The sequence below is a fragment of the Labedella phragmitis genome, from assembly GCF_004078635.1.
Lineage (GTDB): Bacteria > Actinomycetota > Actinomycetes > Actinomycetales > Microbacteriaceae > Labedella > Labedella phragmitis.
In genome coordinates this window covers 492,615-506,211 of record NZ_RZNB01000001.1, presented here as the reverse complement: position 1 = coordinate 506,211, position 13,597 = coordinate 492,615, and the positions used below count along the sequence as shown (strand labels likewise).

The window sequence follows — 13,597 nt, the reverse complement described above, 5'->3', positions numbered from 1 at the left end:
CCCGACCGCGCGATCCGCCTCCAGCCCCCTCAGTACTGGCCGAGCGAGAGCCCGCGCTGGAAGACGCGCTGCGTGAACATGAACAGGAGCGCCGTCGGGATCGAGACGATGAGCGCCGCCGTGAGCACGACCGTGTACGCGGAGCCGCCGCCCTCGGTGGACTGCAGTGCCGCGAGCAGCGGCATCACCGGCCGTGTCGCCGCGCTCTGCGTGAGCACGAGCGCGAGGAGCAGGTCGTTCCACACCCACGTCGCCTGCAGGATGAACACCACCACGAGGGCGCTGCGCGACATCGGCAGGTAGATGCGGGTGAAGATCCGCCAGGCGCTGGCTCCATCCACGACCGCGGCCTCGAAGACCGTCTCCGCGATGCCCGCGAAGAAATTGCGCATGACGAACGCGGAGAACGGCGTGCACACGACGGCGTAGACGAACGTCATGCCGACGAACGTGTCGAAGAGGCCGACCTGCGAGTAGGCGGCGAAGAGCGGGATCACCATGATCTGGAGCGGGAACACCGTCCCGCAGAAGATCACGAAGAACCAGAAGAAGCCGCGCTTCACCTTGAGCACGATGACGGCGAAGCCGACGCCGGCGCCGAGGATCACCGCGATGAATGGAGCGATCGTCGCGTAGAGGAAGGTCACGCCGAGCCCGGACGGCACGTCGGTCGTCGAGAACACCTCGCCGATGTTCGAGAGGAGCGCCGGCAGGTTGCCCGGCGACCACAACTCGGAACCCGAGTACTCCGAGGTGAGCTTGCTCGCGTTCGCGAGCAGCAGGTAGATGGGGAGCAGCCACAGGATGCCGAGCGCCCCGAGGACCACGTAGCGGAGGATGCGGGAGATCACTGACGCACCGCCTTCTTCACGGGATCACCGATCGCGAGTTGTCGCCGCAGGTAGATGATCGAGGCGGCGAGCGTGATGACGGTGAGGAAGAGGGCGACGGCGGCGCCGAGCCCGTACTCGCTGTTGAGGAACGTGTTGCGGTACATCGTCACGCCGAGGGTCTCGGACACGCGGTTCGGCCCTCCCTGCGTCATCGATTGCACGATGTCGAAGGTCTTGAGGCTGTTGACGATCGACAACCCCACGACGATCGTGGTCGACGGCCGCAGGAGCGGCCAGATCATGTGACGGAAGAGCCGCCAGCCCACCGCGCCGTCCACCTTCGCCGCTTCGAGCGGCTCCTTCGGGATCGACTGGAGCCCCACCGTGAAGAGGAGCGCGTTCACCCCGACGCCCTGCCACGCCGACGCGATGATCATCGCGAACGTGTTGAGGGGAGCGTCCTGCAACCAGCGCAGTTCGGAACCGGGCAGGTGCAACCACTCGAGCGCTTGCGACAGCGCTCCCCCGTTCTGCAGCACGAACGAGAACACGACGCCGACGGCGACGCCCGAGAGCGCATACGGCACGAGGAACGGCACCCGCAGCCACGCGCCACCCGGCAACCCGAAGGCGAGATAGGCGACGACGAGGCCGAGACCGACCGGGACCACGAGCGTGCCGACGACCCACAGCAGGGTGTTGACGATCGACGTGAGCACCGCGGGGTCGCGGAACATCCGCACGTAGTTGTCGAGACCGACGAAGTCCGGGTCGCCGAGTCCGTTGAAGTCCGTGAAGCTCAGATAGACGGTGTAGACGACGGGGAGGTGGAGGACGAGGACGACCGCCGCGACGCCCGGGGCCAGGAAGCCCCAGGCGGCGCGTTGGTAGTTCGTCGAGGAGCGGCGCGACATCCCGGTCGTCAGTTGCCGGCCCAGTACTCGTCGGCGACCTGCTGGATGCCTTCGAGGTACGGGGTCGGGTCGCCGGGGTTCGTCATGAACCCGGTGAACTGGTCGAGGGATGCGGTGAGGATCGGCGCGGGGGCCGCCTCGTACCAGCGCAGGTAGAACTCGTAGCTCGGGTCGGCGAACTCCGTCGCGATGGCCTGGAACTCCTCCGTCGACGCCTCGGCATTCGGGTTGTACGGGAGGTTTCCCTCCTGCTCGCTCCACGCGGTCTGCGCCTCGGACGACATCCACCACTCGGCGTACTCGAGTCCGACCTCCTTCTGCGGCGAGTTCTCGGCCGTGCAGGCCGGGGCGGTCTCGATGGCGACGGGTGTGGTCTCCTGCTCCGGGTTCACGTTCGGGATGGGGAAGACACCCCAGTCGGTGCCGCTCTCGAGGCCCACCGTCGTGAGCGTGCTCGCGTACCAGGTGCCGAACGGGATCATCGCGACCTCCTGGTCCTTCATCTGCGTCTCTGCGGCGACCTTCGAACCCGGGTCGGTGAAATAGCCCTTCTCCTTCATGTCGAGCCAGATGTTCATGACCTCGACGACCTCGGGATCGGTGAACTTCACGTCGCCCGTCGTGAGGCCCGTGTAGAGATCGAGATCGGTGCCGGCTGCGAGGATCTGGAACCAGACGAACGCCCACGGATTGCCGCCGGCGTTCCAGAACGGCGTGACGCCGTTGTCGACGAGCGTGTCGGAGACCGCCATGAGCTCGTCCCACGTAGTGGGCGCCGTGAGGCCGTACTCCTCGAAGGTGCGCTTGTCGTAGTACATGACCCAGTCGTCCACGCTGATGGGAGTGCAGTACTGCTCGCCGTCCACCGTGTAGAGGTCGCGGACCGACTCGGCGACGTCGCCGTTCTCGACGGCCTCCGTCCAGATGTCGGTCGTGGGCGCCACGAGGTCCTCGGCGACGAGTTCCTCGAGCTGCCCGCCCGTGTGCCACGTGAAGAGGCCCGGGCTCTTGTTGGTGCGGAAAGACTGTTTGACGAAGGCCTGGAAGGCCTCCTGGTCCGCGTAGGCGGACGTCTTCAACGCGATGTCGATGTCCTTCTTCGACTCCTTCGAGAACGAATCGAAGTCCCACGTCTTGTCGGTGATGAAGACGAGCTCGCCCGAGTCGGCGGCGGAGCCGCCGGTCGAGCACCCGGAGAGCGCGGCGGCGCCGAGCACGAGGACGGCCGCTGTCGCGGCGCTTCTGGAGAATCTCACGCTGAACTCCCTTGTTCGAGCAGATGGGGTGATGGCAGGTGCGGTGCATCCGGTCGGGGCCGGGTTGTTATCGTTACCAAACACACGCACAGTAACACGGGCCCTGAAGGGCCACAAGAGCGATTCCCGCCGGCCCGGCCCCGCCCCTTCGGTATACCGTGGCGCTATGACGACCTCGGAGCCCGGAGACGCGAAACGGCCCACCCGTCGCTCGTCGAATCCGACGGTGCACGACGTCGCGCTCGAGGCCGGCGTGAGCCCCATGACCGTGTCGCGCGTCCTCTCCGGCGGCAAGAACGTGCGGCTCGAAGTGCAGGAGCGCGTCGCCCGCGCGGTCGAGACGCTCGGCTACCACCGCAACGAGAACGCGCGCAGTCTCCGGCCGGGCCACCGCTCCGGGCTCGTCGGCGTGACCATCACGAACATCGCCAACCCCTACTACGCGGAGATGCTCCGAGGTGTCGAGGAGATCGCGTCGGCGCACGGTCGGCGCATCCTCGTCGGCAACTCGAACGAGGACGCCGACCTCGAGAAGCAGCTCGTCGCCGATTTCATCGGCCGACGCGTCGAGGGACTCATCGTCGTTCCCTCCAGTGCGGGTGACGCCGCCCACCTCCAGCTCGAACGACTCGGCGGCGTGCCGGTCGTGCTCGCCTCGCGCGCGGTCGGGGGCGTTTCGGCGGACACCGTATTGATCGACGACGTCGAGGGCGCTCGCACCGCGACGGCCGCGCTCCTCGCCGAGGGGCACCGCCGCGTCGCGTACCTCGGCCAGCGCTCGGTGTTCACGGGTCGCCGCCGACTCGAGGGCTTCACCGTCGCCCACGAAGCGCTCGAGCTGACGCCCGACGAGGAGCTCATCCGCGTCGGACAGCAGGACGTCGGCTCGGCCGAACGGGCGATGACCGAGCTCCTCGACCTGGCGGATCCCCCGACCGCCGTCTTCAGCGCGAACAACCGGAACACGGTCGGCGCGATCCGCGCGATCGTCGCACGGCGCCGCGCGACGGCCGGGACCGGGGCCGGTGGCGGCGGCGACGACATCCGCGTGGCCGGCTTCGACTCGTTCGACTTCGCCGACATCGCCCCCGTGCGACTCTCGATCGTCGACCACGACGCCGGCGACCTCGGGCGCCGCGCCGCCGCGATGCTCTTCGATCGGCTAGACGGCGGCGCACAGCCCGTCGAGCCGCGCGTCCTCGAACTCCCGGTCACCCTCCGCGACCTGTTCTGATCCCTCCGGCCCTCGAGCCCGCCGACCCTTCGACGGACTCAGGACCGTATCGAGCGCCGCGATCCAGATCGGTCTGGTGCGGTCACGCATCGACTGATATCGTTACCAACGCTTCGGGCCCGAGCGCCGACTACCACCCTCCGGCGACCACATCGACCCCGTCTCTTCAACGACGAAACAGGCGAAAGGGAGGCCATGGCTTCTCACCCATCCGCGCTCCGCCGCACGGCGGCGTACGACCCGCGACCGACGATCCCGCTCCCCGACGGACACGATGTCCGGCGCGGCGCCGACGCATGGGCGCGCATCGCGGCCGAAGCGGGCGACGGCGGATCGATCGCCGTCGACACGTACCCCGGCGTCGATCTCCCCGCCCTCCGGGCCGAGATCGAGCGGCACCTCCCGGACGCGACGATCTTCGACATCGAGGAGCTCGCGGCCCTCTCCCCCGAGCGCATCGACGCCCTCATCGACGGCAACCTCACCGACGACCGCGTCTTCGGCGTCATGAGTCACCACACGCTGCGCGACTTCTACGACCCGGCGGAACTCGACCGCGCTGCCGCTGACATCGAGGCCGCGAGCGGGCGCCGCATCGTCATCGGGTGGGGTGCGACGCTCGCGCCCGTGCCCTTCGACGTCGTCGTGCTCGCCGACCTGGCCCGCTGGGAGATCCAGCGCCGGCAGCGCGCCGGCGCACCGAACTGGCGGGCCCGCAACGGCGACGAGGACGCGATCCGGAAGGTCAAGCGCGGCTTCTTCGTCGAGTGGCGCGTCGCCGACCGGCACAAGCGCTCGCTCTTCGAGCGACTCGACTTCGTGCTCGACACGAACGACTCGGTTACCGAGGCCCGGCTCCTCACGGGCGACGGTTTCCGCGCGGCGCTCGAACTCGCCGTCACGCGCCCCTTCCGGGTCGTGCCCTTCTTCGATCCCGGCGTCTGGGGCGGGCAGTGGATGAAGGAGAACCTCGGCATCTCCGGCGAGGACAACCTCGCATGGGGCTTCGATTGCGTCCCGGAGGAGAACAGCCTGCTCATCGCGTCGGGAGAGGACACGGTCGAGATCCCCGCGATCGACCTCGTCTTCCGCCACCCGCGCGAGCTCCTCGGCGAGAAGACCTTCGCGCGCTTCGGCGCCGAGTTCCCCATCCGCTTCGACATGCTCGACACCGTCGGCGGCGGCAACCTCTCGCTCCAAGTGCACCCCCTCACCGACTACATCCAGAACACGTTCGGCATGCACTACACGCAGGACGAGAGCTACTACCTGCTCGACGCCTCCGACGATGCCGTCGTGTACCTGGGCGTGAAGACCGACGTGGACCGCGATGCGATGCTCGCCGACCTCCACGCGGCAGCGACGGGCTCCACCGGCTTCCCCGCCGAGACGTACGTCAACACGTTCCCGGCGCGGAAGCACGATCACTTCCTCATCCCCGCCGGCACCGTGCACTGCTCCGGCGCCGACTCGATGGTGCTCGAGATCTCCGCGACGCCCTACATCTTCACGTTCAAGATGCACGACTGGGGCCGCGTCGGCCTCGACGGTCGGCCCCGTCCCATCCACCTCGAGCACGCCGCCGCGAACATCCAGTGGGACCGCGACACCGAGTGGACGACGCACAATCTCGTCGACCGCGTCGAGCCGATCGGCGAGGGCCACGGCTGGGTCGAGGAGCGGACAGGACTGCACGAGTTCGAGTTCATCGACGTGCGGCGGCACTGGTTCACCGACGTGGTCCCGCACGACACGAACGGCACGGTCAACGTGCTCAACCTCGTCGAGGGGGACGAGGCGATCGTCGAGAGCCCCGTCGGCGCTTTCGAGCCCTGGGTCGTGCACTACGCCGAGACCTTCATCGTCCCCGCCGCGGTCGGCCCGTACACGATCCGGCCCCACGGCGAGAGCGTCGGACGGCGCCTCGCGACAGTGAAGGCCTTCGTCGCCGGTACGGGCACGACACCCGATTCCACCGCAACGCACGACACCACAGAAACGGAATGACATGAGCAAGGTAAAGGCACTCATCGCCGCTCGACCGTGGACCGACACGGGAGCACGCGCGGGCCTCTTCTCCGCTGCGGCCGCCGCGACCGAGGTCGTCGGTGGCGAGAACGTCCGCGTGATCCCGGAACAGCTCGTCCGCGCCGGGCGCGACGGCGCGCGCGAGCAGGCGATCCGCCTCGAGATCGGCGACATCCACCGCCCCATCTCGCTCGGATCCGCGGTGCAGCACGGCGGGATCGCCCTCGACGTCGAGGCCGGGACCGTCGACGACGCGACCGTCATCGACGTGAGCGGACTCACCCTCCGCACCGCGGACGGCGAGGACGTCGACGTCCGGGTCGAGGACGGCCCCCGCGGCGCCTACCGCCTCTTCGTGCCGGCCGTCGAGTCGGACACCGTCATGCGACTCGTCGTGCCGTCCCTCGACGCCGATACCGAGTTGACCTTCACCGTGCTCCCCGTTCGCGACTGGACGATCCACGTCGTGCACCACTCCCACTTCGACATCGGCTACACCGACCCGCAGGCGATCGTGCTCGCGCACCAGCGCTCGTTCCTCGACTCCGCGCTCGAACTGCTGCGCGACTCGGAGGGTGAGCTCGACGGCGAGCGCTTCCGCTGGGTCGTCGAGTCGATCTTCACGTTCGAGAGCTGGGCGCAGTCCCGGCCGCAGCACCTCGTCGACGAGTTCGTCGGCTACGTGCGAGAGGGGCGGGCAGAACTCACGGCACTCCCCTACAACCTCCACACCGATACGTGCTCGACCGACGAGCTCCACGAACTGCTGCGCACCGCACGACGGATCGCCGCGCAGTATGACATCCCGATCCCGTCCGCGATGCAGACCGACGTCCCCGGCACCGTCGTCGGCCTCCCAGACGCCCTCGCCGAGAACGACGTGAAGTACCTCGCCGTGGCCCACAACTGGGCGGGCCGCTCGATGCCACAGCTGAACGGCGGGCAGCTCCTCCCCCGGCTCTTCCGCTGGGCGGCGCCGTCCGGCAAGTCTGTTCTCGTGTGGCTCACCGACAGCCCGCACGGCATGGCGTACATGGAGGGGCCGCTGCTCGGGTTCCACCAGGACTACTCCGCCGTCGAGGACCACCTCCCCGTCTACCTCGAGTCGCTCGCCGCGAACCCGTACCCGTTCCCTCCCGGCGTCTTCGGCTGGCACGGCACGGCCCACGCGGTCGATCGCACGCCGTACCCGTGGGACGTCGTGCACCTGCGCACGCAGGGCTTCGTGGGGGACAACGCGCCGGCCCGCCGTCGCGCCGCCGACATCGCGCGCGAGTGGAACGAGACGTGGCTCTCGCCGTCCATCCGCATCTCCACCAACGCCGACTTCTTCGAGGACGCGGAGGCGCGCCTCGGCGACGAGATCCAGACCTTCGAGGGCGACTGGGGCGACTGGTGGGTCGAGGGAGTCGGATCGGCCGCCTATCCCATGACGCTCGTGCGAGACGCGCAGGCCAAGGTGACGGACGCGCAGACGGTGTCGGCCGTCCGCACGCTCCTCACGGGCGCCGACCTCCCGGGCGAAGCCGAGCAGTCCGAGGACGTGTACCGCACGATCTCGATGTTCAACGAGCACACGTGGGGCGCGGGCAACTCGTGGCGGTTCTCCGACCACGGCTTCGACTCGGGCGAGGTGCAGTGGCAGTGGAAGGTCGCGAACTCGATCGTCGCGCAGCAGAAGGCCGGCGAGTACCTCGAGCGCGCATCGGCGTTCCTCGGAGCGGACCTCGGGGTAGCGGACGGTGCGTGGGCGAGCTTCTACGCCGTCAACACGACGGCGATCGAACGCGACACCGCCGTGAGGATCTTCGTGCGGGAGAGCACGGTGCCGATGGCCACGTCGTTCACCCTCCACGACGGACGGACGGGCGAGTCCCTCCCCTACGTGGAGGAGGCGCAGAGCAACCACGAGCACCGCGAGGCGGGCCGGTTCGTCACGGCGCGGGTGCGATCCCTCCCTCCCGTCGGTCTCGTGCGCATCGATCTGCGCACGACGGACGGTGAGCCCGAGTCGGCGACAGCGGCATCGACGTCCGTCGCCGATCCGCTCGTGATCGAGAACGAGCACCTGCGGGTGCGTGTCGACCTCTCGATGTCGCGGATCGCGTCGATCGTCGAGCTCTCGACGGGCCGCGAACTCCTCAACCCGGATTCGCTCTTCGGCGGCAACGAGTACATCTACGACCTGTACACGAGCGCCGGCGGCTTCAATCACCAATCGAATAAGACGTCCACCTCCGACGAGCTCGAACTGCTCGGGGACCGGTGGCGCGCGCGTCCCGCCGCGCTCATCGAGCGCGAGTCGGACGCCGTGGAGGAGCGGCTCGTCTACGAGTACCCGGCGGCGGGAACCGAGTGGGTGCGCGTGACGCTGCGGCTGCGGCACGGCGAGCCGGCCCTCGTGATCGAGAACCGCGTCGCGAAGGACATGACGGACGCGAAGGAGAGCGCGTTCTTCGCGTTCCCGTTCGCGGGAGACGACCCGGTCGTGCGGTACGAGGTGAGCGGCGGCGTCACGGGCGACGGTCTCGAGCACGTCCCCGGAGCCCCGCAGCACATGCGCGCTGTCCGCGACTGGGTCACGGTGGAGTCGGCGGACGGCGCCGTCGCGTGGGTCACGAAGGACGTCCCGCTCGTCGAGCGTGGCGTGATCGCACTGCCGTACGCGCCGTTCCCCGCGAGCACGTCGCCGTACGAGCCGGGCACGATCCTCTCGTGGGTCCACAACAACGTGTGGGACACGAACTTCCCCGTCCGACAGGCGTTCGAGACGACGTTCTCCTACGCGATCGGCGTGAGCCCTGTGGGTTCCGGCGAGGCATCCACGTCGGTCGAAGAGGTTGCCGTCGCGGCGAGCGCCGCCCTCGTGCACCCGCCCGTCGTCGTGCAGGCGAACGCTCCCGCCGGGACCGGAGCGGAAGCCGTCGCGGAGCGATCGCTCCTCACGGTGAGTGACCCTCGCGTGAGACTCGTCGCGGCGCACGCGATCGGTGATCGACGTCTCCTCGTGCGGTTGCAGTCGTTCGTCGACGCTCCCGTCTCGGTGGGCGTCGAGGTGCCCGGCGGCATCACGTCCGCAATCCGCGCGACGTTCCTCGGCGAGGAGCGCGAACCGCTCGCGGTGAGCGGATCGACGGTGACGGTCGAGATCCCCCGGTTGAGCCCTGCGGCGGTGATCCTCACCCTGCCGTGACGACGTCCGGATCCCCTCCGCGGAACCGGGGACAGGGAGGGTGCGTGCGCGCGCACCCTCCCTGTTGCTAGGGTAGCGAAGGTAAGCCTCACCTAAGCACGCGCTGCACTGCGGACGCGTTCGAGGCGCTCTCCCTCACCCTCCCAGGAGTTCTCCATGCGTTCTCGTCATGTCTCCGCCGCTGCGGTCGCAGCGGCGGCCGTCCTTCTTCTCTCCGCGTGCGGCAGCGGCACGACCTCCGAATCCGAGGGCGCGGCGTCCACGGAGGGGTACCCGATCACGATCGAGCACGCCCTCGGCACCACGACGCTCACGGAGAAGCCCGAGCGCGTCGCGACGGTCCAGTGGGCGAACCACGAGGTCCCGCTCGCCCTCGGCGTCGTCCCCGTCGGCATGGCCGCCGCGAACTTCGGCGACGACGACGGCGACGGACTGCTGCCCTGGGTGAAGGAGAAGCTCGACGAGCTCGACGCGGAGACCCCCGTGCTGTTCGACGAGACCGACGGCATCGACTTCGAGGCCGTCGCCGACACGGACCCCGACGTGATCCTCGCCTCGTACTCGGGCCTCACGCAGGAGGACTACGACACCCTGACGGAGATCGCTCCCGTCGTGGCATACCCCGAGGCCCCGTGGGCCACGTCCTGGCGCGACGTCATCGAGTTCAACGCCAAAGGCATGGGCATGGAACAGGAAGGTGCGGAGCTCGTCGCGAGCATCGAGCAGGAGATCGAGGACTCCGTGGCGGAGCACCCGGAGCTCACCGGGAAGTCGACCATGTTCCTCACCCACGTCGACCCGTCCGACCTCAGCACCGTCAACTTCTACACCGCGAACGACACGCGTGCCGCCTTCTTCTCCGACCTCGGCATGACCACTCCCGCGAGCGTCGAGGAAGCGTCGGCGAGCGGCGAGTTCTCCGGCGAGGTCAGTGCCGAGCAGGTCGACGTCTTCGACGACGTCGAGATCATCGTGACCTACGGGGACGATGCGCTCGTCGACACCCTGGAGAGCGACCCCCTGCTCGCGCAGATGCCCGCCGTCGCCAACGGGGCCATCGTGTCGCTCGACGGAGCCGGACCCCTCGGCACCGCCGCGAACCCGACCCCCCTCGCGATCTCGTGGGTGCTCGACGACTACCTCGCCCTGCTCGCCGACGCAGCCGCCAAGGTCCAGTGACCCGGGCAGCAACCGAGAACGCGCGGGGCGTCGTCGTCGGACGGCGCCCCGCGCGCGTGCGGTTGCTCTGGTTCGGGATCGCGGTCGCCGTCGTGGCCCTCCTGGCGTTCGCCTCGGTCGTCATCGGCTCCCGTGACGTCAGCATCGCGGACGTCGTCGCGGCGATCGGCGGTTCCGTCGACAACACGAGTGAGGCCGCCGTCGCGAAGCGGCTGCCCCGCACCGTCCTCGCTCTCGTCGTCGGCCTCGCACTCGGCCTCGCGGGAGCGGTCATGCAGGGCGTCACTCGCAACCCTCTCGCCGACCCGGGGATCCTGGGCGTGAACATGGGTGCGTCCCTCGCGATCGTCGTGGGCATCGCGTGGTTCGGGCTGTCGACGGCGACGGGGTACCTCTGGGTGGCGACGGTCGGCGCCGGTGTCGCGGCCGTATTCGTCTACGCCATCGGCTCGCTCGGACGCGGTGGGGCCACGCCCCTCAAGCTCGCGCTCGCGGGCGCCGCGACCTCGGCCGCTCTCGCGTCCTTCGTCACCGCGATCTCCCTCCCACGCGGCGACATCTCGGGAACCGTGCGTTCGTGGCTCATCGGTGGCGTCGGAGGAGCCGGCTGGACGAGCATCGGCCAGATGGCCCCATTCCTCGCCGTCGGCGTCCTCGTCAGCCTCCTGTCGGCGCGACGTCTGAACTCGCTCGCGTTGGGGGACGAACTCGCGACGGGCCTCGGTGAACGCGTCGCCGTCACGCGCGCGGTCGCGGCCCTCGGAGCGGTCCTCCTCTGCGGGGCCGCCACCGCGATCGCCGGTCCGATCGCCTTCGTGGGGCTCGTCGTGCCCCACGCCTGCCGACTCCTCGTCGGCGTCGACCACCGATGGCTCCTGCCGTTCTCCGGTGTCGTCGGCGCAGGGCTCGTCGTCGCCTCCGACGTCCTCGGACGGATCGTCGCGCGGCCCGGCGAAGTCGATGTCGGCATCATCACCGCCATCCTCGGCGCGCCGGTGTTCATCGCGATCGTCCGCCGTCGGAAAGTCAGCTCGCTGTGACCGCGACGGCACCATCGCTCGACGCCGTCATCGCGAGCGTCTCGCGCTCGAAGGCCGTGCGGGCCAGGCGACGCGTCGTGGTCATCTCGATCCTCGCCGTGCTCATCATGGCCGTCGCTGCCATATCCCTCATGATCGGGAACACCGTCTACAGCGTGACCGACGTGGCCCGGGTGGTGCTCGGTCAGGACGTCGACGGGGCCTCCTTCACCGTGGGCAGGCTACGCCTTCCCCGCATGGTCCTCGCCATCGTCGTGGGCCTGAGCTTCGGGATCGCCGGGGTCACCTTCCAGACGATGCTCCGGAACCCGCTCGCGAGCCCCGACATCATCGGCATCTCCGCGGGCGCGAGCGCCGCGGCGGCTTTCGCGATCGTGGTCCTCGGGTTGAGCGGAACCGCCGTCTCCGTCTTCGCGATCACCGCGGGACTCCTCGTCACCCTGGTGATCTACGTCCTCTCACACCAGGCCGGGTCGGCCGGGACGAGGCTCATCCTGATCGGTATCGGCATCGCCGCGATGCTCGAGGCCGCCACGCAGTACGTCCTCTCCCAGGCCGGCCAGTGGGAGCTGCAAGCCGTCCTCCGTTGGCTGACGGGCAGCCTCAACGGAGCCTCGTGGGAGCAGACGCTCCCGGCACTCATCGCGCTCCTCGTCCTCGGCCCTGTGCTGCTCAGCCGTCGCCACGACCTGGATGCGATGAGACTCGGCGAGGATGCGGCCTCCGCGCTCGGCGTCCGGATCGAGCGGACGCGGCTCGTCGTCGTGATCGCCGCCGTCGGACTCATCGCCTTCGCGACGGCCGCGACGGGCCCCATCGCCTTCGTCGCCTTCCTCGCGGGGCCGATCGCGGCGCGCATCGTGGGCCCACACGGGTCGCTCCTCGTCCCGGCGGCGCTCGTCGGAGCACTCCTCGTGCTCTCGGGCGACGTCGTCGGTCAGAACGTCCTGAACCTGCGCTACCCGGTCGGCATCGTCACCGGGGTGCTCGGCGCGCCCTACCTCGTGTACCTCATCATCCGAACGAACCGCTCCGGAGAATCCCTGTGACGACCGCCCACGCTCTCACCGCCACCGATCTCACCGTCGGATACGGCGACACGACGATCATCAGCGACCTCGACCTCGACCTCGTCGCTGGGGCCATCACGGTCATCGTCGGACCGAACGCGTGCGGCAAGTCCACACTCCTCCGTTCGATGTCACGGCTCCTGCCACCGCGCAGCGGGCAGGTCGTCCTCGACGGCCGGTCCATCCACGGGATGCCCGCGAAGGAGCTCGCGCGGACGCTCGGACTTCTCCCCCAGTCGCCCATCGCACCAGAGGGCATCACCGTCGCGGACCTCGTCGGGCGGGGACGGCACCCCCACCAGGGCATGTTCACCCGCTGGTCGCGGGCCGACGATGTGGCCGTGGCGGAAGCGCTCATCGCCACCGACACCGCGGACCTCGCGGATCGCGCCGTCGACGAGCTGTCGGGCGGCCAGCGCCAGCGCGTATGGATCGCGATGGCCCTCGCACAGGACACCGACATCCTGCTCCTCGACGAGCCGACGACGTTCCTCGACGTCAGCCACCAGGTCGAGGTGCTCGATCTCCTCACCGACCTCAACCGGCGACGAGGAACGACGATCGTCATCGTGCTCCACGATCTCAACCTCGCCGTGCGCTACGCGGACCACCTCGTCGCGATGCGGGACGGGGAGGTGTACGCATCGGGTTCACCGGAGACGATCCTCACCCCGGAGCTGATCGAGAGCGTGTTCGGCATCTCCGCCGCCGTCATCACGGATCCGACCTCCGGAAAGCCGCTCATGCTCCCGATCGGCCGCCACCACATGGTCGACAGGGGCGGGCCGGATGCCGCCGACGGACCGGCGGGCCACCCCGCATCGGACTGACGAGACCCGCCGTCCTCGCG

At 69.2% G+C, this 13,597-nt stretch carries 10 protein-coding genes; 7 read left to right on the top strand and 3 right to left on the bottom strand.

Going from position 1 to position 13,597, the window contains the following annotated elements:
- Positions 1-29 precede the first annotated feature (29 nt).
- Genes ELQ90_RS02400 through ELQ90_RS02390 form a run of 3 tightly spaced genes read right to left on the bottom strand, consistent with a single transcriptional unit; the run spans position 30 to position 3,003 of the window.
- Positions 30-851 (bottom strand): carbohydrate ABC transporter permease, encoded by an 822-nt coding sequence (locus ELQ90_RS02400; RefSeq protein WP_243695963.1) that lies wholly within the window; start codon positions 849-851, stop codon positions 30-32.
- Positions 848-1,747 (bottom strand): carbohydrate ABC transporter permease, encoded by a 900-nt coding sequence (locus ELQ90_RS02395; protein WP_128493658.1) that lies wholly within the window; start codon positions 1,745-1,747, stop codon positions 848-850. The genes ELQ90_RS02400 and ELQ90_RS02395 overlap by 4 nt, the downstream gene beginning before the upstream one ends.
- A gap of 8 nt (positions 1,748-1,755) precedes the next feature.
- Entirely contained in the window at positions 1,756-3,003 is a 1,248-nt protein-coding gene (locus ELQ90_RS02390) for an ABC transporter substrate-binding protein (protein ID WP_243695962.1), read from the bottom strand.
- Between the two features lie 166 nt (positions 3,004-3,169).
- On the opposite strand from ELQ90_RS02390, the gene ELQ90_RS02385 reads away from it, so the two are divergent.
- From ELQ90_RS02385 to ELQ90_RS02355, 7 genes are all read left to right on the top strand, one after another.
- Positions 3,170-4,237 (top strand): LacI family DNA-binding transcriptional regulator, encoded by a 1,068-nt coding sequence (locus ELQ90_RS02385; protein ID WP_128493656.1) that lies wholly within the window; start codon positions 3,170-3,172, stop codon positions 4,235-4,237.
- A gap of 195 nt (positions 4,238-4,432) precedes the next feature.
- Positions 4,433-6,244, top strand: coding sequence for a class I mannose-6-phosphate isomerase (locus ELQ90_RS02380; RefSeq protein WP_128493655.1), 1,812 nt, complete (start codon positions 4,433-4,435; stop codon positions 6,242-6,244).
- Position 6,245: 1 nt separating this feature from the next.
- Positions 6,246-9,458, top strand: coding sequence for a glycoside hydrolase family 38 N-terminal domain-containing protein (locus ELQ90_RS02375; protein ID WP_128493654.1), 3,213 nt, complete (start codon positions 6,246-6,248; stop codon positions 9,456-9,458).
- A gap of 156 nt (positions 9,459-9,614) precedes the next feature.
- The gene (locus ELQ90_RS02370) at positions 9,615-10,637 is read left to right on the top strand and encodes an iron-siderophore ABC transporter substrate-binding protein (RefSeq protein ID WP_128493653.1); all 1,023 of its coding nucleotides are present in this window, start codon (positions 9,615-9,617) and stop codon (positions 10,635-10,637) included.
- Positions 10,634-11,677 carry a FecCD family ABC transporter permease gene (locus ELQ90_RS16780; protein WP_208020546.1) on the top strand — a complete coding sequence of 348 codons (1,044 nt, stop codon included), beginning with the start codon at positions 10,634-10,636 and terminating at the stop codon, positions 11,675-11,677. Before ELQ90_RS02370 ends, ELQ90_RS16780 begins: the two co-directional genes overlap by 4 nt.
- The gene (locus ELQ90_RS02360) at positions 11,674-12,726 is read left to right on the top strand and encodes a FecCD family ABC transporter permease (protein WP_243695961.1); all 1,053 of its coding nucleotides are present in this window, start codon (positions 11,674-11,676) and stop codon (positions 12,724-12,726) included. The genes ELQ90_RS16780 and ELQ90_RS02360 overlap by 4 nt, the downstream gene beginning before the upstream one ends.
- Entirely contained in the window at positions 12,723-13,577 is an 855-nt protein-coding gene (locus ELQ90_RS02355) for an ABC transporter ATP-binding protein (RefSeq protein ID WP_128493650.1), read from the top strand. The genes ELQ90_RS02360 and ELQ90_RS02355 overlap by 4 nt, the downstream gene beginning before the upstream one ends.
- Positions 13,578-13,597: the final 20 nt, after the last annotated feature.

What these genes read in the sequence shown, in the direction of transcription:
- ELQ90_RS02395 (WP_128493658.1), bottom strand. Translation starts at nt 1,747, where the DNA reads ATGTCGCGCCGCTCCTCGACGAACTACCAACGCGCCGCCTGGGGCTTC.
- ELQ90_RS02385 (WP_128493656.1), top strand. Translation starts at nt 3,170, where the DNA reads ATGACGACCTCGGAGCCCGGAGACGCGAAACGGCCCACCCGTCGCTCG.
- ELQ90_RS02380 (WP_128493655.1), top strand. Translation starts at nt 4,433, where the DNA reads ATGGCTTCTCACCCATCCGCGCTCCGCCGCACGGCGGCGTACGACCCG.
- ELQ90_RS02375 (WP_128493654.1), top strand. Translation starts at nt 6,246, where the DNA reads ATGAGCAAGGTAAAGGCACTCATCGCCGCTCGACCGTGGACCGACACG.
- ELQ90_RS02370 (WP_128493653.1), top strand. Translation starts at nt 9,615, where the DNA reads ATGCGTTCTCGTCATGTCTCCGCCGCTGCGGTCGCAGCGGCGGCCGTC.